This window comes from Hylemonella sp. GW821-FHT10B10 (genome assembly GCF_059415585.1).
This window is the reverse complement of sequence record NZ_JBWKNN010000001.1, coordinates 177,755-202,034: the sequence shown is the minus strand read 5'-3', so window position 1 is coordinate 202,034 and position 24,280 is coordinate 177,755. Positions and strand designations below refer to the sequence as shown.

The window sequence follows — 24,280 nt, the reverse complement described above, 5'->3', positions numbered from 1 at the left end:
ACCGCCTCAGTTTTGCAGCGCAGCCCACATCTGCTGGTCGCGCTCGGCGGTCCAGATGCGCGGGTTCTTGATGCCGCTGGCCTCGTCGTAGGCGCGGCTCACGTCGAAGGGCAGGCAGTGCTCGTAGATGAAGACATGGCCGAACACCGGGTCCATGCTCTTGCGTGCATGGGCCATGGCCGCTTTCAGGTCCATCCCCTGCGCCACGGCTTCCTTGCCCGCCTGGAACAGCGTCTGCACCCAGCGTTTCGTGTAGTCCAGCGCCTTGTTGACGTTGGCCCGGCCTTTCATGGCCTCGCCGCGGCCCGGCACCAGGTACTCGGCCTGGAGCGCACGCAGGGCTTCCAGCGTGGCGGGCCACTCCTGCAGCTGCGCGTCGCCCGTGTAGACGCCGGCCTCGTACTCGACCAGGTCACCTGAATACAGCACCTTTTCCTCTTCCACCCAGGCGATGGTGTCGCCGCGCGTGTGGCCGGGGCCGGGGCTCCAGATCTGCACCACCACGCCGCCCAGGTTGATGGACAGCTTGCCCGGCACTTCACCTTTCACGGGGTTGCCTCCGCCGATCACCATCGTGGGCCAGGTCAGGCCGGGCACGGTCTCGGCGTTGCGGAACAGGCGCGGGAAACGCTCCATCTCGCTTTTCATGTCCTGCGCGCCGCGCTCGCGGATCAGCTCCAGCGTGCCCTGGCTGGCGATGATCTCGGTGGCGCCCTCATCGGCATAGGCATAGGCGCCCAGCACACGCACCGCGTGGTAGTGCGTGAGCAGCACGTACTTGATGGGCAGGTCGCTGACCGTGCGGATCCTGGCGATCAGGTCGCGCGCCATGGCCGGCGTGGCGGTGGCGTCACTGACCAGGATGAAACGCTCGCCGATGATGACACCCGAGTTCGGGTCGCCCTCGGTGGTGTAGGCCCAGCAGTGCTCGCTGAGCTGCTCAAAAGTGGTCTTCTTGTCCGTCAGGTCCGCTTGCGAGGCGAAGGCTTTGCTCATGGGGGCTCCGATTCAGGCCGATGGTGGAGCCGCGATTTTACGTAGATGCAATCGATTACGGATACCGTAATCACCCCATACCCGGGACTGGCCACACCACACCGTTGTCGTTGAGGATGGCCTCCAGCGGCACATCGTGCGGCTCAGGCTCGAAATCGTCCAGGTAACCCTGGGTGAAGCCCAGGCCCACGGTGTAGGGCTTGGGTTGCAGCGTGGCCAGGGTGCGGTCGTAGAAGCCGCCGCCGTAGCCCAGGCGATAACCGCCGGCCCCGTAGCCCACGCAGGGCACGAAAAGCAGCGTGGGCACGATGATTTCGGTGTCCTTCGGCTTCGGGATGCCGTAGGCGTCCTCTTCCATGGGGCACCCGGGGTACCAGGCGTGGAAAGTCAGGGTCTTGTGCACCTTGTCGATCACGGGCAGGCCGATGCGCCGTGGCTGCGGGTTGTCCAGCAGTTCACCGTCCTCTTTCCAGCGGTGCAGGGCCGGCAGAGGGTCGAATTCACCCTTGATGGGCCAGTAGGCACCGATCACGAGATCGCTGCGACCCACGAGCCAGATGCGCATGACTTGTTGCAAAAGCGCCGCACGCTGTAGGCGATCGGGCAGGTTCAAACGTTCAGTAATGAGCCGCTGGCGCAGGTTTTTCTTCTCTTGCGCCCTTTTTTCCTCGGATGTGTCCATAATTTCCACATGCAGTTTCAAGTCATTCTGACAGCTATCGCGTTGGCGCTGGGCTTGGCCCTGCCCGCGACGGCCGCGTCGAGCAAAGTCAAGCCCCGCGCCAAGCCCGATCAGGACGCGCTGATCACGGACATGGCCGAAGCCTACAAGAAGCCCGACAACAAGCGCCTGGCTGCCCTGCTGCCCCAGGTCCAGGGGCATGTGCTGGAGCCCTGGGCTGCCTACTGGGAGCTCAGCGCCCGCCTGGATGATGCCAAGCAGACCGAGGTCGAGAGTTTCCTGAGCCGCTACGCCGGCACCTACCAGGAAGACCGCCTGCGCAACGACTGGCTGCTGCTGCTGGGCAAGCGCAAGGATTGGACCCGTTTCGCCGCCGAGTACCCCCGCTACCGCATGAACGACGACGTCGAAGTGCGCTGCCATGCCCTGCACGCCGCCTACGCCACCCATGGCGAAGACGTTGCCGCCCAGGTACAGGAACTCTGGCTCTCGCAGCGTGACCCCGATGACGGCTGTGCGGCCGCCGCCGAACGCCTGATCAAGGACGACAAGCTCGACGCCATGGTGGCCTGGCGCCGCGCCCGGCTGGGCTTCGAATTCGACAAGCCGCGCATCGCCCAGCAGGCCATCAGCCTGCTCAACCCCGACTGGGCCAACGGCCTTAACAATCTTTACGCCAACCCCAAGCGCTACCTGGACGAGAAACTCACCGCTTTCCGCCCCAAGACCCGCGAGTGGGTGACCCTGGCCATGATCCGCCTGGCCTCCAGCGACCCCGAAGCCGCCGCCGAGGAAGTGAGCAAGCTGCGCTGGCGCGCCCAGCTCACGATGGAAGAGCGCAGCTGGGTCTGGGGCGTGATCGGCAAGCGCGCCGCACGCAGCCTCTCGGACAAGGCCATGGGCTATTACGCCAATGGGCAGGACCAGCTCATGCACGGCGACCACCTGGTGTGGAAGGTGCGCGCAGCCCTGCGCGCCAACGACTGGCAGCAGGTGCATGACAGCATCTCCGCTCTAAGCGAAGCGCAGCTGCGCGACCCGACTTGGATCTACTGGCGTGCCCGTGCCCTGCTGGCCCTGCAAGCCCCCAATGCCGAGCTGCGTGCCCGCACCCTGCTGCAATCCATCGCCTCGCCGCGCGGTTTCTACGAGCAGCTGGCCATGGAAGAGCTGGGCCAGCGCATCAGCGCGCCCGTCGCACCGGCACCGCTGAACGAGGAAGAGTTGCAGACCGCCCGCGACAACGAGGGTCTCAAACGCGCGCTGTACGCCATCGAGATCGGCCTGCGCACGGAAGGCGTGCGCGAGTGGAACTACGCCACCAACCTGCACCAGCGCGGCGGCATGAGCGACCGCGAGCTGCTGGCCGCGGCCACGCTGGCCTGCGCGCAGCACGTCTGGGACCGCTGCATCAACGCCAGCGAACGCACCCGCACGCTGATCGACGTCTCGCAGCGTTTCCCCACCCCTTACCGCCAGGAGGTGCAGCAGCGCGCCGAGCTCACCGGCCTGGAGCCGGCCTTCGTCTACGGTCTGATCCGCCAGGAAAGCCGCTTCATCCTGGATGCCAAGTCCGGTGTGGGCGCGGCTGGCCTCATGCAGGTCATGCCGGCCACGGCGCGCTGGACGGCGCGACGCATCGGCATGAACAACTTCAAGCCCAAGCAGATCACCGAACGCGACACCAACATCGCCATCGGCACCGGTTACCTCAAACTGGTCCTCGACGCCTTCGACGGCTCCATGCCCCTGGCGGCAGCGGCCTACAACGCCGGCCCCAGCCGCTCCAAGGTGTGGCGCGGCCAGACCGGCGACCCGGTGCTTGAAGCCGCCATCTGGACCGAGAACATCCCCTTCGGCGAAACGCGCGACTACGTCAAGAAGGTGCTGTCCAACACCGTCAACTACGCCGCCGTGCTCAGTGGCGAGCCCCAGTCGCTCAAGGCCCGTCTGGGTTTTGTCGGCCCGCTGGGCATGGACAAACCCGAACCCGCCGAAGAGCTGCCGTGAACCCTTACGGCCGTCCTGAAGCGTTCATTCCACAGCACTTGGCGCGAAGGATTTCCGAATGAAACGTGTCCTGCTGCTGGGTGGAACGGGTTTCGTCGGCCGTCACATCTGCGAACGGCTGGCCCGCCTGGGCTGGGCCATGACGGTCCCCACACGCCGCGCATCCAACGCCAGCGCCGTGCAGCACCTGCCCGGTCTCACCGTGTTGCAAGCCGATGTGCACGACGAAGCCACCTTGCGCCGCCTGCTTGCCGGCCACGACGCCGTCATCAATCTGGTGGCCATCCTGCACGGCGATGAAGCGGCCTTCCAGCGCACCCATGTCGAACTGCCGCAGAAGCTGGCCCGTGCCTGCCTGGACATCGGCGTGCAACGCCTGGTCCACATCGGCGCGCTGGGCGCCGAGCCGGCCGCTGTCGACACCGCCCCCTCGCGCTATCTGCGCAGCAAGTCGCGCGGCGAAGCGGTCCTGCAGGCTGCGGCCGCACAGGGCCTGCAACTCACCGTCTTGCGCCCCAGCGTGATCTTCGGTGCCGACGACCGTTTCCTCAATCTCTTCGCCGCCCTGCAGCGCGTTTTCCCCGTGATGCCGCTGGCCGGTGCCCATGCCCGCTTCCAGCCAGTCTGGGTGGAGGACGTGGCCCAGGCCGTGGTGCAGTGCCTGCAGGACACCCGCACCATCGGGCGGACCTACGAACTCTGCGGACCTGTGGTCTGTACGCTCAAGGAATTGGTGCAACTGGCCGGCCGCGCCGCCGGTGTGCCGCGCCTCGTCATCCCCCTGCCCATGGGCATCGGCCGCCTGCAGGCCCTGATGATGGAGCTGGCCCCGGGCCAGCCACTGATGAGCCGCGACAACCTCGATTCGATGAAGGTCGACAACGTCGCGACCGGGCGCGTGCCCGGCCTCGCCGCGCTGGGCATCGCGCCCACCGGGCCGGCCGCCGTGGCCCCGGCCTACCTTGGCAACGGCGACCCGCTGCTGCAACTGCGCGACCGTTTCCGTCGCCGCTGAAACGCCTCACTCGTCGGGCCAGTTCCGCAGCGTGGACAGGCGGCGCCAGCCGGTGTATTCAAGCTCGGCCAGCACCGCCACCGCCAGCGCCTGGCCCGTCACGAAGACCTGGCCCAGCCCCGTGAGCGGCAGGCTGAAGCAGAGGTAGACACTGCCCAGCACCCAGGCCACATTGCCCAGGATCACCAGCCAGACCAGCGTCGCCGGCGGTCGTGCGCTGCGCGCCGCCAGCCACATCAGCGCCGCACAGGGGAACAGGGCCAGACCGCAGGCCAGCAGCAGCATGGCCGGCAGGCCCAACAGACCGCCCAGCGGCTCCGCGAAGAGGGACAGCGGCAGACCCATGGCCAGGCAGCTCAGGGCATCGAGGCGCAGCACCTGCGGCAGCAGACGGGGCGAGGAAATGAGGGAGGACAGGGAAGACATGGTTCAAACTCCTATGCAGTGGATGGTGGTGCCAGTGTCTGCGTCCGTCTGCATGACGTCGATTACCTCAGAGGTCATGGATGCCGTGCGCACAATGGCGCATCCTTCACCCCTCTGCGGACGATCGACAGGAGCCCCATGAACACATCCATACAGCCCCGCACGCCCCCTACCGCCACGGACATCGGTGGCCTGATCAAGGAATGGCGCCAGCAACGACGCCTGAGCCAGATGGATCTGGCACTGGACGTGGGCATCTCCCCCCGACACCTGAGTTTTGTGGAGACCGGGCGTGCGCGGCCTGGCGCCGAAGTGCTGCTGGCGCTGGCGCAACGACTCGAAGTGCCGCTGCGCGCGCGCAATACCTGGCTGCTCGCGGCGGGTTATGCGCCGCGCTACTCCGAACAGGCCTGGACTTCGGACGCGATGAGCCAGATCCATGGCGCACTGGACAAGCTGCTGCGCGCGCACGACCCCTATCCCGGCGTGGTGCTCGACGGCCACTGGAACGTGGTGCTGGCCAACGCCGCAGCGCAGCGCCTGATCGGCCTGTTACCGGCCGCGCTGCGCGAACCGCGCGTCAACATGTTCCGCGCCAGCCTGCACCCGCAAGGCTTCGCGGCGTTCACGCAGAATTTTCACGAATGGGGCAGCTATCTGGTGCAGGCGCTGCAGAAACAGGTACTGGCCTCGCGCGACGACACGGTCACCGCACTGGCGCAGGAAGTGCTGCAGTACCCCAACGTGGCCGCGTTGCGTCCCCTGCCCATGGAAACCCAAGGGGCCGTGCCCAGCCTGCTCATCCCCTGCGTGCTGGAACTCGGTGGTCAGCGCTTTTCGCTCTTCACGACCCTGACCTCCTTCGGTACCCCGCGCGACATCACGCTGGCCGAACTCAGCATCGAGCTCTTTTACCCGTCCGACCCGGAAACAGATACGCTATTGCATCAACTCGCAGCCCATCGCTAAACGAGGTCACCATGCTCAAGCTCTACATCGGCAACAAGAACTACTCTTCCTGGTCCATGCGGCCCTGGGTGCTGCTGCGTCAGGCCGGCATCCCCTTTGACGAGGTGCTGGTGCGCTTCGATTCTTTTGAGACGACCTCACAGTTCAAGCAGACCCTGTCCAGACTCAACCCCGTGGGCAAGGTACCGGTGCTGGCGGATGGCGAACTGGTCATCTGGGACACGCTGGCCATTGCCGAATACCTGGCCGAGCAACACCCCGAGAAAAAGCTCTGGCCGACCGACAAGGCGGCGCGTGCCCGCGCCCGCAGCGTCTGCGCCGAGATGCACTCGGGCTTTTCGGCCCTGCGCACCCTCTGCCCGCAGAACATCGAAGCCTCGCTGCACGAGGCGGGCGCGCTCATCTGGCGCGACCAGCCCACCGTGCGCGCAGATGTCGAGCGTCTGGTCGCCATGTGGAGCGAACTGCTGGCCCAGCACGGCGGCCCCCTGCTCTTCGGCTCCTTCACCATCGCCGATGCCTACTTCGCACCCGTCTGCATGCGCCTGAAGACCTACGGCCTGCCCGTGCCGCCGGCCATCGCCGCCTACGTGGAACGCGTCGCCGCATTGCCCGGCGTAGCCGCGTGGATCAGCGACGCCAAAGCCGAGGCCGATTTCCGCGCCTTCGAAGAGCCTTACCGGCTCAAGCGCTGAAACGAGGCGCTAGACTGCATCCCATGCAGATCTACATGGTGGGTGGCGCAGTGCGCGACGCCCTGCTCGGCTTGCCGGTCCAGGACCACGACTGGGTGGTGGTGGGAACCACGCCCGAGGAGATGGTTGCCCAGGGTTTTGTGCCCGTGGGCAAGGACTTCCCCGTGTTCCTGCACCCCGTGACCAAGGAAGAGCACGCGTTGGCGCGCACCGAGCGCAAGACCGCGCGCGGCTACAAGGGTTTTGCCATCCACACTTCGCCCGAAGTGACGCTGGAGGAAGATCTGGCGCGGCGCGACCTGACCGTCAACGCGATTGCCGTGCACAGCAGCCAGTGCCGGCCCGACGGTTCCTTCGATGTGTCACACCTGACCGACCCGTACCACGGTCGCAGGGATATCGAGCTCAAGGTGTTTCGCCACGTCACCCCGGCCTTCCGCGAAGACCCGGTGCGCATCCTGCGCGTTGCACGGCTCTCGGCGCGTTTCACCGATTTCACCGTGGCGCCCGAAACCATGGAGCTGATGCGGCACATGGTGGACGACGGCGAGGTGGACCACCTGGTGGCCGAGCGCGTCTGGCAGGAGCTGAGCCGCGGGCTCATGGAAGAAAAACCCTCGCGCATGTTCGGCGTGCTGCGCGCCTGCGGTGCCTTGCACCGGCTGCTGCCCGAAGTGGACCGGCTCTGGGGTGTGCCGCAGCCCGAGCAACATCACCCCGAGATCGATACCGGCGTGCACCTGATGATGGTGCTGGACATAGCGGCACAGTTGAACGCCCCGCTGACCGTGCGTTTCGCGTGCCTGGGCCATGACCTGGGCAAGGGCACCACGCCTGCCGAAGAGCTGCCGCGGCATATTGCGCACGAAGCGCGCAGCGCGCGCCTGCTCAAGGGCCTGTGCGAGCGCCTGCGTGTACCCGTCGATTGCCGCGAGTTGGCCGATGTGGTGGCGCGAGAACACGGCAACATCCATCGCAGCGGCACACTGGGCGCCACCGCGCTGGTACGCCTGCTGGAGCGCTGCGACGCCATCCGCAAGCCTCGGCGTTTTGCCGAGGTACTGCAGGCCTGCGAATGCGACGCGCGCGGCCGCCTGGGCCTGGACCGGCAGCCCTACCCGCAGGCGGCGCACCTGCAGGACGTGCTGGACGCGGTGCTGGCCCTGCCCACACAGGCCATTGCTGAACACGCGTTGGCCCAGGGCCACAGCGGCCAGAAGGTGGGGGAACTGATCCACGCCGCCCGCGCCCAGGCCGTGGCCCGCCACCTGCAGCTCGACGACGAAACCAGCGACTAGGGCAACTGGGCCTGCGCCCAGCGGGCTATGTCTGCGGCCGAGCGGAATGCACCCGCCTGGCGCGCCACCTCGCGCCCACCGACAAACAGCGCCAGCGTCGGAATGCTGCGGATGTTGAAGCGCGCCGCCAGGTTTTGTTCATCCTCGGTGTTGACCTTGGCCAATCGGATTTGAGGCTCCAGCTGTCCCGCCGCCTGCTCGAAGGCCGGGGCCATCATGCGACAGGGGCCACACCATGGTGCCCAGAAATCCACCAGCACCGGCACTTCGCTGCGGGCGATGTGACGATCAAAAGCAGCTTCGTCCAGTGCCACCGGATGACCCGCGAACAGGGGTTGATGGCATTTACCGCAATCGGGTGCCTGGCCCAGGTCATCGACCTGGACGCGGTTGGTGGTATGGCAATGCGGACAGACAATGTGGCGTGTAGCGCTCATGGGAAGCCCTTTCCTCCTGTCCATATAGGGCCAGGGGTACCCGATTCAAGCCCGGCTCAGATGATCTTGGCCAGCCCCACCGCCACCAGGCTCAGGACGATGGTGGTGGTGAAGGGCAGGTTGAACTCACGCCCGAAGAGCGTGAAGTTCAGGTCGCCGGGCAGGCGGCCGAAGCCGAGCTTCTTGAACCAGGGCGTGACGGCATTGACCAGCAGCAGGATGATGAAGATGGCGAGCAGCCAACGGAACATGCCTAGATTCCTACAAAGTATGGGTGCGGTCACCCGCCGAATAACCCAGTGCGAGCCAGGGCTCGCCGACGCACAGGCCGATGACCTTGAACAGCTCACCCATCTCGTGCTCCATGACCAGCTTGTGCGCCTGTGCGCGCACCGGCAGTTCGGCCTGCTCCATCAGTTGGGGCAGGCCGCAGTTGAGCAGGAAACGACCCTGCGTGGCATAACCCAGCACGCCCAGGCCGGACGCCTGCGCGGCCAATGCGATGCCGGTGAAGTTGACGTGGGCCGTGATGTCCTTGAGGCCGACATCGGCCAGGGGATCGGTGTCGGCCTGGTGGGCGCGGTGGCACATCACCGTGCCCATGTGGCGCTGCGGATGGTAGTACTCGGCCTCGGGGAAACCGTAGTCAATGAAAAACGCCGCGCCGCGCTGCAGGCGCCCGGCCAGGGTACGGATGTAGGCCTCGGCCTGGGGATGGATCTCGCTCAGGTAATCGTGTGCGCCCTCGATTTCCACGGGCGGTCGCAGCGCGGTAGGGCGGTCCTGCCAGACCAGGCGCTGCGAACCCGGCTCCAGGGCCACACCACGCTCGTACCAGACGCCATCGATGCGCGCCAGCAACTGCACGGGCATGGCGTCCAGCACCTCGTTGCCCACAACCACGCCCTGCATGGCCGCCGGCAGCTCGCTGACCCAGCGCACCCGCTCGCCGAACTGCGCCAGCGTCTGCTGCTGGCGCGCACGCAACGCACCCGACAGGTCAACAATGGTGTAACGCCGCACACGTTCGCCCAGGGCCTCCAGCAGCTGCAGGGCCAGGGCCCCGGAGCCGGCACCGAACTCCCAGACCTCATCGGTCTGCGTGTGCTGCAAGGCCTGGCCCACCTGCACCGCCAGCGCCCGGCCAAACAGGGGGGATAACTCGGGTGCAGTCACGAAGTCGCTGCCCGAACCGGGCATGAGCCCCAGTTTGCGCAGATCGTTGGCGTAATAGCCCAGGCCGGGCGTGTACAGGGCCCGGGCCATGAAATCGTCAAAGGCCATCCAGCCACCAGCGTCCCGGACCGCTTGCACAATGCGGGATTGCAGGGTGGTCGTTAAACTGTCAGCTGTTTTCATCTCAAGCCTGATTGTCCTCCATGCCGAACACCTCCCCCACCCGCACGGTCCTCGTGACCGGCTCGGCCAAACGCCTGGGCCGGGAGATCGCGCTCGTGCTGGCGGGAGCTGGCTGGCAAGTGGCCGTCCACTACCGCGGTTCGGAAGACGAAGCCATGCAGACCGTGGCCGATTGCGAGCAGCTCGGCGTCACGGCCGCCGCCTTCGACGCCGACCTGGCCGATGAAGCCGCCACGCGCGCCCTGCTGCCCCGCGTGATCGCGCATTTCGGCCAGGTGGATGCCGTGGTCAACAGTGCGGCGCTGTTCGAACACGACAGTGCCGCCTCCTTCAGCTACGCGGCCATGGAACGCCACCTGCGCGCCAACGCGGGCGCGGCCATCCTGCTGGCCCAGGCCCTGCACGCCCATGTGCAGGAGCATGCCGGTGACGGCGTGGTGGTCAACCTGCTGGACCAGAAGCTGTGGAACCAGAACCCTGATTTCCTGAGCTACACCCTCTCCAAGGCCGCGCTCGAAGCCGCCAACACCATGCTGGCCCTGGCCCTGGCGCCCGACGTGCGGGTGGTGGGCGTGGCCCCCGGCCTTACGCTGACCAGCGAATACCTGAGCCCCGAGAAGTTCGAGGCCCTGCACAAGCTCTCGCCGCTGGGCCGTTCCTCCACCCCCGAGGACGTGGCCGGTGCCGTGAAATTCGCGCTGGAAAATTCCTCCATCACCGGCACCACCCTGCTGGTGGACGGTGGCCAGCACCTCCTGCGCTTCGAGCGTGACTTTTCGGTGATGTGATGACCAAAGGCACCCAGATCCTCACGCTCACCGGTTTGCGCTTCGACGCCAACCTGGGCATCCTCGCCCACGAAAAGACCGCCCCTCAGCCCATCCAGGTCGACGCAGAGCTCAACCTCGGGCCGCAGCCCCTGCGGCCGCACGACGACGACATCAACCATGTGCTGGACTACCGCAAGGTACGCCAGATCATCATCGACGAATGCCGCTCCGAGCACATGAACCTGCTCGAAAGCATGATCGGCAAGCTGGCCGATCGCCTGCTGCAGCTGCCCGGCGTGATCGGCGTGCGCGTGAAGATCGTCAAGCTCGAAATTTTTGACGACTGCGAAGTCGCCATCCGCGCTGAAACCGGTATCTGGTGAGCGGAAACTAATTCTTGAATCGGGGATCAGACCCCCAGCGGGCCACCAGCCCACGGAGTCCATCATGAGTGCAGTCTGGGTAGAGAACGAACCGGCCGTCAGCAATGACAAGGCCCTGAAGATCGAGCGCGAAACGCACAAGCTCGAGAAACGCCTGTGCCGCAACGTCGGCCAGGCCATCATGGACTACAACATGATCGAAGAGGGCGACCGTGTCATGGTCTGCATGTCCGGTGGCAAGGACAGCTACGGCATGCTCGACATCCTGCTCAAGATGCAGCAGCGCGCGCCCATCCGCTTCGAGCTCGTGGCCGTCAACCTGGACCAGAAGCAACCCGGTTTCCCCGACCACATCCTGCCCGAGTACCTGAAGAAGCTGGGCGTCGAATACCACATCGAGACGCAGGACACCTACTCCATCGTCAAGCGCAATATCCCCGAAGGCAAGACCATGTGCAGCCTGTGCAGCCGGCTGCGCCGCGGCATCCTGTACAGCGTGGCACGCCAGCTCAAGTGCAACAAGCTCGCGCTGGGCCACCACCGCGACGACATGCTGCAGACCTTCTTCCTCAACATGTTCTTCGGCGGCAAGCTCAAGGGCATGCCGCCCAAGCTCAGCAGCGACAACGGCGAGTTCGTCGTGATCCGCCCCATGGCCTATGTGGTCGAGAAAGACCTGGTCCGCTGGGCCGAGCACAAGCAGTTCCCCATCATCCCCTGCACCCTGTGCGGCAGCCAGGAAAACCTGCAGCGCAAGCAGATCGGCAACCTGCTGCGCGAGTGGGACAAGAAATTCCCTGGCCGGCTGGAGACCATGTTCACGTCCTTGCAGAACGTGGTCCCCTCGCACCTCATGGACGCCAGGCTGCACGACTTCAAGAACCTCAGGGCCACCGGCGTACCCGACGAAAACGGTGACCTGGCCTTTGACGAAGAGGAACTCCCCGCTGCGCCCGCCCTGCCCGGCGGTGTGCAGGTGGTGACGCTGTAAATATGAAACGCCTGCTGGCCCTGCTGTCCCTTGCGCTGCTGCTGACCGGCTGCTCGGGTTTGCGTCTGGTCGAATCGCAGGTGCGCACTGCTGCACCGGCCGATGCCGCGACCATCGAGCCCGGTGCGCGTTACCGCTTCGAGCGCCTGCCCTCGCAGACCAACCCCGTGGAAACCGAATCGGTCGAAGCCATCGCCGAAAGCGAGCTCAACGAAGTCGGCATGGTGCATGACGAAGCCGCAGCACGCTACAGCGTGCAGATCACGACACGCATGGACAGCTACCAGGTCGACGACTGGGGCCGTCCCTACCAAGGCACCGGTTCCATCTACATCGGCGGCGGCAATATGGGCATAGGCGTGGGCAGCATGATCGGCATGGGGATGGGCATGCGCTTTCCGCCGCCCAGCCAGTACCGCCACGAAGTCACGCTGCTGCTGCGCGACCTGAAAAGCAACCAGGTGGTCTACGAGACCCGCGCGACACACGAAGGCCCTTGGAACGACCGCTACAACATCATGCGCGCGGTGCTGGCCGCCGCGCTCAAGGATTTTCCCAAGACCCCCGCTGGCCCGCGCCGCGTCAAGGTCGAGATTCCACGCTAAGGGCCTGCCGACACCCATGGACCAGACGACCCGCATCCTCGCCATCCGCCATGGCGAAACGGCATGGAACGTGGACACGCGCATCCAGGGCCATCTGGACATCCCGCTCAACGACACCGGCCGCTGGCAGGCCCAGCGTCTGGCACGGGCCCTGGCCGCGCGCGGCGACATCCACGCCATCTACAGCAGCGACCTGCAACGCGCCCACGCCACCGCGCAAGCCATCGCCGCGGCCACCGGCGCCCCCCTGACCACGCACACCGGCCTGCGCGAGCGGGGTTTCGGTCTGTTCGAGGGCAAGACCTATGTCGAGATCGAACAGACCTGGCCCGAGGAATCCGAACACTGGCGCAAACGCACCCCGCACTGGGCCCCGCCCCAGGGCGGCGAATCTCTGCTGCAGGTGCGCGATCGCATCACGCACACCCTGCAGGAACTGGCCACGCGCCACCCGGGCCAGCAGATCGTGCTGGTGGCGCACGGCGGCGTGCTGGACCAGCTCTACCGCCTCGCTACCGGCCAGGAACTGCAGGCCCCGCGCACCTGGCAACTCGGCAACACCGCCGTCAACCGCCTGCTCTGGACACCCGAGGGCCTGTCCCTGGTGGGCTGGGCCGACACCTCCCACCTTGAAGACGACACCCTTGATGAATTCAGCGCCTGATTCCCTGATCGGCCAGAGCGTGGCCGCCATCGACACCCCCGCCCTCGTGGTGGACCTCGATGCCATGGAACGCAATCTGCAGCAGATGGCCGACTACGCCAAGGCCCATGGCATCCAGCTGCGCCCCCACGCCAAGATGCACAAGAGCGCGGCCCTGGGCCTGCGCCAGATCCAGGCTGGCGCGGTGGGCCTGTGCGTGCAGAAGACCTCGGAGGCCGAGGCGCTGGCCCACGGTGGCGTGAACGATATCTATATCAGCAACGAAGTCATCGCGCCGGCGAAGCTGCGGCGCGTGGCGGCGCTGGCGCGTACGCTGAAGTCGCGCGGCGGGCGCCTGGCCATCGCGGTGGACAGCCTCCTGGGCATCGAGAACCTGGCCCAGGCCATGGGTACCGGGCAGGACCTGATCGACGTGTTTGTCGAACTCGATGTCGGACAGAAGCGCTGCGGTGTGGCCGAACCGGCCGACGTGCTGCCGCTGGCACTTGCCATCGCTGGCCACCCTGCCCTGCGCCTAGCCGGCCTGCAGGCCTACAACGGCCGTGCCCAGCACCTGCGCACGGTGGCCGAGCGCCGCGCCGCGCTGGACGAGGTGATCGCCCGCGTGCGCGAGACACGTCGTATCGTCGAGGCCGCTGGCCTCCAACTCCCCCTGATCACGGGCGCTGGCAGCGGCACCTTCGGGCTGGAGGCCACCAGCGGTGTCTTCGGCGAGCTGCAGGCCGGCTCCTACCTTTTCATGGACGCCGACTACGCGCGCAACCAGGCTGACCCGGCCCAGCCCGCCTTCGAGCACGCCCTCTACGTCAAGAGCCAGGTCATGAGCGTGAGCGCCAACCATGTGGTGGTGGACGCCGGCCACAAGAGCCATGCCATCGACTCCGGCCTGCCTCGCGTGCACGGCGAGGCGCTGGAAGCGACCGGTTGCAGCGACGAGCACACCACGCTGCGCGCCACCGGTGCGGCACCGCTGCCGGCCCTGGGCAGCACCCTGTGGCTCATCCCCGGCCACTGCGACCCCACGGTCAATCTGCACGACTGGATGATCGGCGTGCGCGGCGGCCTGCAGGCCGGCAGCGTGGCCGAGCTGATCCGGGTCGACGCCCGCGGCGCGCTGGACTGAGCCCACCCTTGCCCGCCATGCCAGTCACCGCCCTGCGCAACCGACTCCTCTGGCTCCTGGGCGGTGCCGTCCTCGCTTTGGCTGGCGCCGTGGTCCTGGCACGCCTGGAACTGGCCCGCCAGTTTGAAGCCTTCGAGACCAACGCCCGCATCGTGCACCGCCTGCTGAGCCAGCGTGTGGTGCAGCACGACGCCATCATGGACACGCTGGCCCTACTGCAAGCCCCCGCCGACGGGCCCAATGCCGGTTCGCCGGAGCAACGCCTGCCCGCGCTCTACCCGCAGATCCTTTCGGTGCAGCGACGCAACCCGGCGCAAGCCTGGACCGATGCGAAGCTCGTCAACGCCGAAGCCGAGTCGCGTCGGCTCAAACGCCCGACGCTTGGCACAGTGGACTTCAAGGCCGGCCAATACCAGTTGCTGATGGCCGCCACGCCCAGCAGTTTTGCGCTCACCCTGGACCTGCGCGCGCTCGCGCCCTGGAACGACTGGCCCATGGAACGCGAACGCAGCCCCGTGCGTGTGGCGCTCGAACATGGCGGGCAGCAAATGGTGCTGCAGCCGGGTGTCAACGTCGACCAGACATCAGGCTGGTTCTTCGAATTCCGCAAGCAGCTGGCTGCCGAGAGCCAGCCCTTTGAAGTCGTGGCCCAGCAGCGTGTGGGTTGGGCCGAACTGCCCTGGGCTCGCATGCTGCTCTGGACGCTCGCGGTGGCCGCAGTGCTGACCTTGCTTCGCCAGTTTCTGCGCCAGCGCGCCGAACAACAGCGCAGCCAGGCCCTGCTGCGCCTGGGCCAGGTGGCCCGGCTCAACACACTCGGTGAACTCGCCGCTGGCATGGCGCATGAACTGAACCAGCCGCTTACGGCCGTGCTGGCGAACACCCAGGCCGCACAACGCCTGCTGGCCGAAGACCCGCCCGAACTGGCCACGGCCCGCGGCGCCATGGAACAGGCCAGCGCCCAGGCCCGCCGCGCCGCCGAGGTGCTGGGCCGCCTGCGCCGCAGTGTGGAGCGCCCCGACCCCGGCGCGCACGTGCAAGCGCTGAGCCTGAACGAGGCGGTGCACCGCGCTCTTTACCTGCTGGAGCCCGAATGCCAGCGCCGTGGCGTCACACCTGAAGTGCAAGCGAGTACCAACGTGCAGGTGCTGGCCGAACCGGTGGCGCTGGAGCAGATCGTGCACAACCTGCTGATGAACGCGTTGCAGGCCCTGGAGCAGGTGCCCGCGCCAGAGCGCCGCCTCACGCTGAGCCTGCAGCAGCAGGATGGCAAGGGTGAGCTGGCCGTGGCCGACAGCGGGCCGGGCATCGCCCCCGAGGTGCTGCCGCACATCTTCGAACCCTTCTATACGACGCGCAAGGAAGGCCTGGGCCTGGGGCTCAGCCTGTGCGAAACCCTGGCCAACGGTATGGCCGGTCGACTCAGCGTGAGCACGGTGGCGCCGCGCGGTACGCGCTTCAGCTTGCAATTGCCCCTGACCAGCGCATGAACGCCCCCCAGTCCCCGCTGATCCACCTGATCGACGACGACGCAGCCGTGCGCGAGAGCCTGGCCCTGCTGATCTCCACCGTGGGCCTGCGCGTGCAGACCTGGGACCGGCCCGATGCCTTCCTGGCCGGGTTTGACCGCCAGGGCATAGGCGCCATCGTGCTGGACGTGCGCATGCCCGGCATCAGCGGCCTGAGCGTGCTGGAAACGCTGATCGCCCAGGGCGTGGACCAGCCCATCCTCATGCTCACGGGCCACGGCACGGTGGAAATGTGCCGCCGCGCCTTCAAGGCCGGTGCCGCCGAGTTCCTGGAAAAACCCGTCAACGACGAACAGCTGCTCGAAGCCCTGCAGCAGGCCGTGCGGCAGCACGTGAAGTCGCGCGAGCGGCACCAGGCCGACCGCTTGGCGCGCGAACGGTATGCCCAGCTCTCCGAGCGCGAGCGCGAGGTGCTGGGGCTCATCGTCGCGGGCCTGACCAACAAGGAAATCGGCCGCGCCCTGGACCTGTCCCCGCGCACGGTGGAGACGCATCGCGCCCACCTCTTCGCCAAGCTGCAGGCCGAGTCCCTGGCCCAGCTGATCCGCGCCTACGCGGCGCTGGTCGAGACCGAATAAGTACCACTCCGTAGTTCTACGGAGCCCCGCGCGTAACCGACCGCATGGCGGCGCGCGCCTTGTTTTTCTACAGTGCATCCATGGTTCGGCGGGCGCCGGACCAGACCCCAAAACCTTCACAGGAGCACTGCATGTCCACCCTCACCAAGTCCTCGGTTCTCGTCCTCAGCCTCGTCGCCGGCCTCGCCAGCGCGCAATCCGTGCGCACCGAAAAGAACATGTCCCTGGATCTGGCCAACCAGATCGCCAGCGCCAGCGTGGCCGCCTGTACTGCCGCCGGCTACAACGTGGCCGCCACCGTGGTGGACCGCGCCGGCACCGTGCGCGCCGTGCAACGTGCGGACAACGCCGGCCCCCACACCCTGGAAGCCAGCCGCCTGAAGGCCTACACCTCGGCCTCGGCCAAGAACACCACCCTGGCCATCATGGAAGCCTCGCAGAAGAACCCGGCCGCAGCCAACCTGGGCAACATCCCCGGTTACCTGCTGCTCGGTGGCGGTGTGCCCGTCAAGGTAGGCAATGAAGTCATCGGCGCCGTGGGCGTGGGTGGCGCACCCGGCGGCCATCTGGACGAACAATGCGCCGTGGCCGCCATCGCCAAGGTGCAGGACCAGCTGAAGTAAACACGGCCCACAGCAGAGGAGAACGCACATGTCTATTCGACGCATCTTCGGAATCTCCCTGCTGGCCCTGGCAGGCCTGGCAACGCTCGCCAGCCTGCCAGCCCAGGCCCAGGTGCCCCCCTCACCGGCCGAAGCCGCGGCCTACACCGGCCTGCATGCGGCCGCCTGGGCGGGCGACCTGCCGCGCCTGCAACAGCTCATCAGCGCGGCTGACAAGGCCAAGCTCAACGTTCGCGACCCCTATGGCCGCACACCCCTGCACGTCGCCACCTATGCCCGCCAGCGCACGGCCATCAAGGCCCTGGCCCAGGCCGGTGCCGACCTGAACCTGCTGGAAAGTGACCGCTACGACACCGTCACCATCGCCGCCGTGGCGGACGACGAAGACACCCTGCGCCTGCTGCTGCAACTCGGCGCCAAGGCCGGCCAGACCACTAGCCGCTACGACGGTACGGCCCTGATAGCAGCCGCCCATCTGGGCCATGACGGCGTGGTGCGCCAGCTGATCACCGCCGGCGCCCCGCTGGACCACGTGAACAACCTGCACTGGACAGCGGTGATCGAATCCATCGTGCTCGGTGACGGCGGTGCGCGCCACCAGGCCACGCTCAAGGCGCTGATCGACGCTGGTGCAAACCTGCAGCTCAAGGACCGCATGGGACAGACGCCGCTGGCTTTGGCTCGGGCACGCGGTTATGGCGCCATGGAAAAGATGCTGTTGGCGGCTGGCGCCAAATAAGCCGTATCAGGGTTGATGCGAAGGGCAGCGAGGGCTGAACTTCCGCAAAATGGCGGCATGAGCCCCAGCCAGATCATCGTCCTCGCCACCCCCGTTTTCCTGCTGCTGATCGCGATCGAATACGCCTGGGGCGTCGCGAAAGGCCGCAACACCTACCGCCTCAATGACGCCGTCAACAGCATCGGCCTGGGCATGCTGAGTCAGATCAGCGCCGTGCTCACGCGCCTGTTGCGCGTGGGCATCTACACCGCGGTCTACAGCTGGGTGGCGCTCTGGCACAACGAGGGCTTCTGGATGAGCTGGTACGGCTGGCTCATCGCCCTGGTCTTCTACGACTTCTGTTACTACTGGCTGCACCGCGCCGGCCACGAGGTGGCCCTGTTCTGGGCCGCTCACGTGGTGCACCACCAGAGCCAGGACTACAACCTCAGCACGGCGCTGCGGCAAACATCGACCGGCGCCTTGCTGGGCTGGGTCTTTTACCTGCCCATGGCCCTGGCCGGCGTGCCGCCCCTGGTCTTCGGCATCGTGGCGCTGATCGACCTGCTCTACCAGTTCTGGGTGCACACCGAGCACGTGGGCAAGCTGGGCTGGTTCGACCGCTGGTTCTGCAGCCCCTCCAATCACCGCGTGCACCACGCCGTGAACGACCGCTACGTGGACCGCAACTACGGCGGCATCCTCATCGTCTGGGACCGGCTCTTTGGCAGCTTCAAGGAAGAGGACGAGCACTGTATCTATGGCACGCGCAGCCCGCTGGACAGCTGGGACCCGCTCTGGGCCAATGCCGAGGTCTACTGGGGTCTGCTCAAGGACAGCTGGCACGCGCGTTCATGGGCCGACAAGCTGCGTGTCTGGTTCAAGCCCCCTGGCTGGCGCCCGGCCGATGTGGCCCAGCGCTTTCCCAAACCCGCCTTCGACATCGCCCGCCTGCAGCGTTACGACCCACCGGCCTCCCGCGCCGTGTTGTGGTTTGGCGGCCTGCATTTCCTGGCCCTGCTCGGCGGCGTGGTGCTTTTCCTCTGGCATGCCGACCGCCTGCCCCTGGCCGAGTCCGTGGTCTGGCTGGCCGCCTTGGGCACGGTGCTCTGGTGCACCGGCGCCGTGCTGCAGGGGCGGCTCACCATGGGCGAGGTGCTGTTCATCGAAGCCGCGACTCTGTCCACCGCCTGCGCGGCCACCGGCCTGCTGGAACTGCATCGGGTTTTCAAGCCTCTGCCGATGTTGATTGCTATTGTTTTGGTAGCACGTATCGCCGGCTTGCGCCACGGCGCCCTGCTGCTGCTCGCCCTGGCTGGCTCGCTGGCCGGGGATGTCTTCCTGATGTTCCCGGGTTATTTCATCCCCGGCCTGGTGAGTTTCCTCTGCGCCCACCTGGCCTACATTGCCCTTTTCAAACGCGGTCAGCCCTGGTTTCCGAACCGCCCGGCCCTGCTCATCCCCCTGGGTTTCGGCGCGCTCATGTACGCCGTGCTCTGGACCGGCGGCCTGCCGGAAGGCCTGCGCGGGCCGGTGGCGGCCTATGTGCTGGTGATCGCGCTGATGGCGGCGCAAGCCATCGGCCGCGCGACAGCGCTGAAGAACCCCGACGCCCTCTGGGTGGCCATCGGCGCGGGGTTTTTCATGCTCAGCGACACATTGCTGGCGCTCAACAAATTCCTCACGCCGCTGTCGCTGGCTGCGCTCTGGATCTTGTCGACTTACTACGTCGCCCAGGTGCTGATCGTGCGCGGCATGCTCGCAGCCCGGCCGACCGATCCGGGCTAGCGGGTAGCAGGCTTGGGCGCGGCCACGATGGCCTCCAGCTTCTGCTTGGCCTGCTTGAGCTGGGTGCTCTTGTCTTGGATCTTCGATGCCAGCGCGCTCGTCTCCTCAACGGCGACGGAGTTCGGATCGAAAGGCTGCTGACCGACCGTCTTGAGCAATTCGAAATGTCGGACCTGCAAGGTCAACAGTTCCTCCGTCAGCTGGTAGACCGACTTGAGGTGGGTCAGCAGGGGTTCAAGCGGCTGGCCGGCTGGCAACGCCAACGGCCGCAAAGCGCTGTTGAGCTTGCGGTAGACCGGCAGATGCGTGGCCTGTGCGCGCTCGGCAAACTGCTCGGCCCCGAGTCGGCCCGCGCTGAGCTCCTGCGCATCCTTCTGCAAAGCCTGTTCGCCGGCCTGCATCTGCGGCAGCAGGCGTTGCAAGGTGGCCTGGGACTCGAACAGCAGACGGTGATGGACACCGGACGCAGGCGTGCTCAACACCAGGAACACCACGGCTGTTCCCGTGACGCCCAGGGCCAGGCCCTGGCGCAGCAAGCGCCCGCCGGCGCCGGCGGCCTGCCCCATCTGCTGGGCCAGCAGCAGCGTGATGACGGCACCGGCCACCAGACCACCCACGTGGGCCGCGTTGTCGATGCCAGGCTTGGTGAAGCCCTGCAGCAGCGCATAGGCGACGAAGATGCCCTGGCTCGTCATCAGCTGTTTCGAAGTCGCGGCCGGGATGCGCTCGCGGTGCCGCCAGACCGCCGTCAACAAGGCGCCAAGCACACCAAAGACCGCACCCGAGGCGCCCACCGACACCGATTGCTGGGACGAGAAATGCAGGCTCAGTGCGCTGCCCGCCAGGGCCGAGCCCAGGTAGATGAACAGGAACTGGCCGTTGCCGAACCAGCGGCAGATCTGACGCCCAGCCTCCCATAGGCCGAACATATTGAGCGCCAGGTGCAAGGCGCCAGCGTGCAGGAAAGTGGCCGTCAGCAGGCGCCAGTACTGGCCGTCGATCCTCACGGCCGCAGCTGAATTGGCACCCCAGGCAAAAAGCTCTTGCGGGGTCGGCTTCATGGGGCTGAGGCCGTTGAACACATTGAGCACCCAGACAGCGATGTTGAGTGCCATCACCAGGTACAGCGCCCAGGGTGTGGGTGTCAGGGCGTCGAGCTTCCGCTCGAAAGCCGTGGCCTCCTGTGCCTGCTGCACACTGGGCGCTGCCCCCAGGCCGGCCGCCTCGCGCAGCGGCGCCAGGCGCGCATGGATGACGGCGTAGGCGGCGAACTGGTCATCGGTCTTGAGCATGGACAGGTTGATGCGTCGCACGGCGGCGTTCCTGCCCCACCTGCCGCGACGCGGCTTCTTGCCGGGTTCGCTGCGCAACTTGAGATCGAGAAAGGCATTGCCCATCGCTTGGACCAATTCCACATCCTCCAGCTGGGACCAGCGCACGGGGTCGCGCAGCTTCGAGGAAGTGATGCCGTTTTGGCCCAGCGTCAACAGCGGCTTGCGGCTGGTCGCGCGACGCAGGGAAAACCACACGCCGGACGCGCAAGCCAGGGCCAGGAGCAACAGCAGCAGCCTGGGGCCAAGCCCCTCACCAGGATGGGGTTTGACCCAGAGCGCCACGGCGCCCAAGGCTAGGAACAGTGTCAGCAGCCCGAGCAGAACTGCAATGATCCAGCTGATGCGACTCTTGCGCGGCAGGAAATGCCGCTCGCGGCTCGCCGCCGCGCTCACGCCGGCGCGCGGCGCCTGGTATGCACTCGCCATGTTTCCTCCCTGTTCAAGACAGACTTATTTATGGCGGAAGATATTAGCGCAGACCTGAGGGCGGCAACTGACGGACACGGCCAGAGGACTAGTCGTCGCTGACTTCGACCAGTTTCTCGGATTTCGAGAGGACCCAGGCCACGATGAAACCGGCCGAGAAAGCCTGTTGCCGGGTCACCAGCGGGCTGTCGGTGAACACCGCGCCGCTGAGGTCGTCCCATTTCACGAAGGCGCCCAGCCGCATGTCCCCCAGGCGCCGGCCCGTGGAGATGATGAACTGCTTGCCCGCCGCACCGCCCGAAGCGCTGTAGGCCGGGCGCGTGGAAGTGGCGTATGGCGGCGCCACGTCGTAGAAATAGGCGTGGTAGGCCCGGTCGCCATACAGCCAGCCGGCCGAGAGGCCCAGGCTCCAGCCGCTTTGCGCCACGTTCTTGAGGTCCAGGCTGAGCTTGGGATGGAACAGCCAGCCCACCTGCTCGAAGCGGCCGAAGTTCACGGCGAAGGCCGAGCGCACGGGCAGCTCCAGATCCAGGTTGGTGTGGCGTTTCTCGTCGTAATACATGTGCCACTTGAGCGCGGGCCCCACCTCCACCGTCGGGTCCAGGTCCGGCATGTCCCGCCGCGCCTCGCTGTCCTTGCTGCTCACGGGGGTGGAGCCGTTGACGCTGATGTCGAGCTCGATACGCTCACGCCGATAGAGCAGGCCGCGCATGCGGTCGCGGTCCACCTGCAGCACCTCACCCCGGTACTGCACATAGGGCGTGGGGAGCAGGTAGGTGCGCCGCTCAGTGGCGCCGCGGTACAGCGGCAAGTCCACGCCGGCCACGCCGGCACCCAGCTCCCACTGGGGCTTGAGTTCAGCCTGCACCGGCAGGGCCGTCACCAGAGCCAGCAGCCCCCACGCAAGACACTTCATCTTTTCACCACCTCGTCGCGGGCAATACGCCCATCCACCAGTTCAACAACACGGTCACACCGCGCAGCAAGCCGCGGATCGTGTGTGACCACCACAAAAGACGTGCCGCGTTCGGCATGGATGCTGCGCAGCAGGGCAAAGACCTCGTCGGAAGAGGCCGTGTCCAGGTTACCGGTGGGTTCATCCGCCAGCACCAGTGCGGGGTTCATGACCAGCGCACGCGCGATGGCCACGCGTTGCTGCATGCCGCCCGAAAGTTCCGAAGGCCGTTTGTCCATGGCCCGACCCAGACCCACCGCGGTCAGCAACTCGCGTGCGTGCTGCTCGTGTTTCGCACTGACACGTCCCTCGGCCATGAGCACGGGCAGCGTCACGTTTTCAACCGCACTGAAGGCCGGCAGCAGGTGATGGAACTGGAAGACGAACCCCAGCGTGCTGCGCCGGCGCAGCGTGAGCCCGCCGTCGTCCAGCGCCTGCACCTCTTCGCCCTGCAAGAGGTAACGACCGGCCGTCATGCGTTCGAGCAGGCCGATGATGTTGAGCAGGGTGCTCTTGCCCGAACCCGAGGGACCGATCAGCGCCATGAAGTCGCCGCGCCCCACCTTCAGGTCCAGGCCGTGCAACACCTCGGCCTCGTTGGGCTGGCCCAGGTTGTAGCTCTTGCGCACGCCCTCGAGCTCGATGAGTTTGTCGCTGGCGCTCATATCCGGATCGCCTGCGCAGGGTCCATCGCGGCGGCACGGCGGGCCGGAGCGACAGCGGCCAGCACGCCGCAGGCAGTGGCCAGAGCCGCCACCTTCAGGGCCGTGGCCAGCGGCAGGGTGATGAAGAACAGGGGCAGGCCGTCCGAGCCGCGCACGAAATGCGTGAAGAGCCAGATCAGCGCCACGGCCAGCACAATGCCCAGGGCCGAGCCCACGGCCCCCACCACCGCGCCCTGCACCAGGAAGATGCGCAGCACCTGGCCGCGCGTGGCGCCCATGGCACGCAGGATGCCGATCTCGCGGCGCTTCTGCACCACCGACACCACCAGCACGCTGGCGATGCCCAGCACCACCACGACCATCACCACGCCGCGGATCAGCGCCGTGCTGACCGACTGCGCATTGAGCGCCGACACGAGCTGCGCATTGTTCTCCTGCCAGCTCTCGACTTTGTAGGGGTAGCGTTCACGCAGCTCCTGCGCGAGGTCACTGGCGGCCCAAACATCCTTGAGTGTCATGTCCAGCACGGTGGCCCCGCCGGGCAGGCCCAGCAGGCTTTGCGCCGCGCGCAGCGGCACGATGACGGTGCGGCGGTTCAGATCGCGCACGCCCAGGTCCACCAGCGCCGTCACGCGCAGGGCATCGCTCACGTTGCGGCCACCTACCGTGGTCTGCAGGGTCACGCGGTCGCCAACACGCACGCCCAGGTCCGCCGCGAGATCGCGGCCAAGGATGGCCTCCCCCGGGTCCAGGCGCGCCGTGCCACTGACCACCTTGCTGCGCAGGCCGACGATACGGTCATAACGGTCGAGTTCCACACCCATCAGGGCGATGGCCTGCGTGGCCTCGCCACGCAAGGCCAGGCCCGAGCCCGAAACCATGGGCGAGACGGCGGCGATGGCGTCCATCTGTTCCAGCAGCGGCAGCAGGGCCTGCCAGTTGGCCACCGAGCGCAGGCGCTGCACACGCGGCTGGGTCTCGGTCAGCGCCAGGGTGTTGTCGGCGGCGCGTGCCGGCGTCACGGTGTCGTCGGGCGCACGCAGGGTGATGTGGGCCTGCGCGCCCAGGGTCTTGGTCAAGGTACTGCCCTGCAAACCCGAAATCAGCGCCGAGATATAGGCCACCACGGCCACGCCGGCGGCGACACCGATGATGATGAGCAGGGTCTGCATGCGGCCTTCGCGCAGGAAGCGCAGCGCCACACGGAGTTCGAAGCCCAGCCATCCTGTCATGGCCGGGCT

General features: G+C 66.8%; 25 protein-coding genes and 1 pseudogene. 16 read left to right on the top strand and 10 right to left on the bottom strand.

What is annotated here, in order from left to right; translation table 11 throughout:
* Nucleotides 1–6: 6 nt before the first annotated feature.
* Nucleotides 7–996: an MBL fold metallo-hydrolase gene (locus AC07NT_RS00965; protein WP_498598298.1), complete on the bottom strand. Its 990-nt coding sequence runs from the start codon at nt 994–996 to the stop codon at nt 7–9.
* Between the two features lie 70 nt (nt 997–1,066).
* Entirely contained in the window at nt 1,067–1,678 is a 612-nt protein-coding gene (locus tag AC07NT_RS00960; RefSeq protein ID WP_498598299.1) for a 5-formyltetrahydrofolate cyclo-ligase, read from the bottom strand.
* Nucleotides 1,679–1,687: 9 nt separating this feature from the next.
* Here AC07NT_RS00960 and AC07NT_RS00955 point away from each other — a divergent pair, with 9 nt between their 5' ends.
* Nucleotides 1,688–3,688: a lytic transglycosylase domain-containing protein gene (locus AC07NT_RS00955; protein ID WP_498598300.1), complete on the top strand. Its 2,001-nt coding sequence runs from the start codon at nt 1,688–1,690 to the stop codon at nt 3,686–3,688.
* A 58-nt stretch (nt 3,689–3,746) separates the two neighbouring features.
* Nucleotides 3,747–4,703, top strand: coding sequence for a complex I NDUFA9 subunit family protein (locus AC07NT_RS00950; RefSeq protein ID WP_498598301.1), 957 nt, complete (start codon nt 3,747–3,749; stop codon nt 4,701–4,703).
* A gap of 6 nt (nt 4,704–4,709) precedes the next feature.
* Here AC07NT_RS00950 and AC07NT_RS00945 read toward each other — a convergent pair whose 3' ends face one another.
* Complete coding sequence (locus tag AC07NT_RS00945; RefSeq protein ID WP_498598302.1) at nt 4,710–5,129, bottom strand: hypothetical protein; 420 nt, start codon at nt 5,127–5,129, stop codon at nt 4,710–4,712.
* A gap of 138 nt (nt 5,130–5,267) precedes the next feature.
* Here AC07NT_RS00945 and AC07NT_RS00940 point away from each other — a divergent pair, with 138 nt between their 5' ends.
* The 3 genes and pseudogenes from AC07NT_RS00940 to AC07NT_RS00930 form a co-directional block, all read left to right on the top strand.
* A complete protein-coding gene (locus tag AC07NT_RS00940) occupies nt 5,268–6,098 on the top strand; it encodes a helix-turn-helix domain-containing protein (RefSeq protein ID WP_498598303.1) in 831 nt (276 codons plus the stop codon).
* 11 nt (nt 6,099–6,109) lie between these two features.
* Entirely contained in the window at nt 6,110–6,793 is a 684-nt protein-coding gene (locus AC07NT_RS00935; protein WP_498598304.1) for a glutathione S-transferase family protein, read from the top strand.
* Between the two features lie 23 nt (nt 6,794–6,816).
* Nucleotides 6,817–8,110, top strand: a pseudogene (locus AC07NT_RS00930) (multifunctional CCA addition/repair protein); the annotation flags it as partial.
* Here the strand turns inward: AC07NT_RS00930 and trxC are convergent.
* From trxC to AC07NT_RS00915, 3 genes are read right to left on the bottom strand one after another with little or no spacing between them, the layout of a single operon-like run.
* A complete protein-coding gene (gene trxC, locus AC07NT_RS00925; RefSeq protein WP_498598305.1) occupies nt 8,088–8,528 on the bottom strand; it encodes a thioredoxin TrxC in 441 nt (146 codons plus the stop codon). The pseudogene AC07NT_RS00930 and the gene trxC overlap by 23 nt on opposite strands.
* A 56-nt stretch (nt 8,529–8,584) precedes the next feature.
* Complete coding sequence (locus AC07NT_RS00920) at nt 8,585–8,779, bottom strand: DUF2905 domain-containing protein (RefSeq protein ID WP_498598306.1); 195 nt, start codon at nt 8,777–8,779, stop codon at nt 8,585–8,587.
* Between the two features lie 10 nt (nt 8,780–8,789).
* Nucleotides 8,790–9,887, bottom strand: coding sequence for a class I SAM-dependent methyltransferase (locus AC07NT_RS00915; RefSeq protein ID WP_498598307.1), 1,098 nt, complete (start codon nt 9,885–9,887; stop codon nt 8,790–8,792).
* Between the two features lie 20 nt (nt 9,888–9,907).
* Between AC07NT_RS00915 and AC07NT_RS00910 the strand changes: the two genes are divergently transcribed.
* From AC07NT_RS00910 to AC07NT_RS00860, 11 genes are all read left to right on the top strand, one after another.
* Entirely contained in the window at nt 9,908–10,675 is a 768-nt protein-coding gene (locus AC07NT_RS00910; RefSeq protein WP_498598308.1) for an SDR family oxidoreductase, read from the top strand.
* Nucleotides 10,675–11,040, top strand: coding sequence for a dihydroneopterin aldolase (locus tag AC07NT_RS00905; RefSeq protein ID WP_498598309.1), 366 nt, complete (start codon nt 10,675–10,677; stop codon nt 11,038–11,040). Before AC07NT_RS00910 ends, AC07NT_RS00905 begins: the two co-directional genes overlap by 1 nt.
* 64 nt (nt 11,041–11,104) lie before the next feature.
* Nucleotides 11,105–12,031, top strand: a complete 927-nt coding sequence (ttcA, locus tag AC07NT_RS00900) for a tRNA 2-thiocytidine(32) synthetase TtcA (RefSeq protein WP_498598310.1) — start codon at nt 11,105–11,107, stop codon at nt 12,029–12,031.
* Nucleotides 12,032–12,033: 2 nt separating this feature from the next.
* The gene (locus AC07NT_RS00895) at nt 12,034–12,636 is read left to right on the top strand and encodes a DUF4136 domain-containing protein (protein WP_498598311.1); all 603 of its coding nucleotides are present in this window, start codon (nt 12,034–12,036) and stop codon (nt 12,634–12,636) included.
* A 16-nt stretch (nt 12,637–12,652) separates the two neighbouring features.
* Complete coding sequence (locus tag AC07NT_RS00890) at nt 12,653–13,300, top strand: histidine phosphatase family protein (RefSeq protein ID WP_498598312.1); 648 nt, start codon at nt 12,653–12,655, stop codon at nt 13,298–13,300.
* Nucleotides 13,284–14,423 carry a DSD1 family PLP-dependent enzyme gene (locus AC07NT_RS00885; protein WP_498598313.1) on the top strand — a complete coding sequence of 380 codons (1,140 nt, stop codon included), beginning with the start codon at nt 13,284–13,286 and terminating at the stop codon, nt 14,421–14,423. Before AC07NT_RS00890 ends, AC07NT_RS00885 begins: the two co-directional genes overlap by 17 nt.
* A 17-nt stretch (nt 14,424–14,440) precedes the next feature.
* Entirely contained in the window at nt 14,441–15,913 is a 1,473-nt protein-coding gene (locus AC07NT_RS00880; RefSeq protein ID WP_498598314.1) for a sensor histidine kinase, read from the top strand.
* Nucleotides 15,910–16,530, top strand: coding sequence for a response regulator transcription factor (locus AC07NT_RS00875; protein WP_498598315.1), 621 nt, complete (start codon nt 15,910–15,912; stop codon nt 16,528–16,530). Before AC07NT_RS00880 ends, AC07NT_RS00875 begins: the two co-directional genes overlap by 4 nt.
* Before the next feature lie 131 nt (nt 16,531–16,661).
* Nucleotides 16,662–17,153 (top strand): GlcG/HbpS family heme-binding protein, encoded by a 492-nt coding sequence (locus AC07NT_RS00870; protein ID WP_498598316.1) that lies wholly within the window; start codon nt 16,662–16,664, stop codon nt 17,151–17,153.
* A gap of 28 nt (nt 17,154–17,181) precedes the next feature.
* Nucleotides 17,182–17,892: an ankyrin repeat domain-containing protein gene (locus tag AC07NT_RS00865; protein ID WP_498598317.1), complete on the top strand. Its 711-nt coding sequence runs from the start codon at nt 17,182–17,184 to the stop codon at nt 17,890–17,892.
* A 57-nt stretch (nt 17,893–17,949) separates the two neighbouring features.
* Nucleotides 17,950–19,659, top strand: a complete 1,710-nt coding sequence (locus tag AC07NT_RS00860) for a lysoplasmalogenase family protein (RefSeq protein ID WP_498598318.1) — start codon at nt 17,950–17,952, stop codon at nt 19,657–19,659.
* Here AC07NT_RS00860 and AC07NT_RS00855 read toward each other — a convergent pair.
* From AC07NT_RS00855 to AC07NT_RS00840, 4 genes are all read right to left on the bottom strand, one after another.
* Entirely contained in the window at nt 19,656–21,419 is a 1,764-nt protein-coding gene (locus tag AC07NT_RS00855) for a rhomboid family intramembrane serine protease (RefSeq protein ID WP_498598319.1), read from the bottom strand. The genes AC07NT_RS00860 and AC07NT_RS00855 overlap by 4 nt on opposite strands.
* An 88-nt stretch (nt 21,420–21,507) precedes the next feature.
* Entirely contained in the window at nt 21,508–22,335 is an 828-nt protein-coding gene (locus AC07NT_RS00850; protein ID WP_498598320.1) for a MipA/OmpV family protein, read from the bottom strand.
* Nucleotides 22,332–23,039: an ABC transporter ATP-binding protein gene (locus tag AC07NT_RS00845; RefSeq protein ID WP_498598321.1), complete on the bottom strand. Its 708-nt coding sequence runs from the start codon at nt 23,037–23,039 to the stop codon at nt 22,332–22,334. Before AC07NT_RS00845 ends, AC07NT_RS00850 begins: the two co-directional genes overlap by 4 nt.
* Entirely contained in the window at nt 23,036–24,271 is a 1,236-nt protein-coding gene (locus tag AC07NT_RS00840; RefSeq protein ID WP_498598322.1) for an ABC transporter permease, read from the bottom strand. Before AC07NT_RS00840 ends, AC07NT_RS00845 begins: the two co-directional genes overlap by 4 nt.
* Between the last annotated feature and the right edge of the window lie 9 nt (nt 24,272–24,280).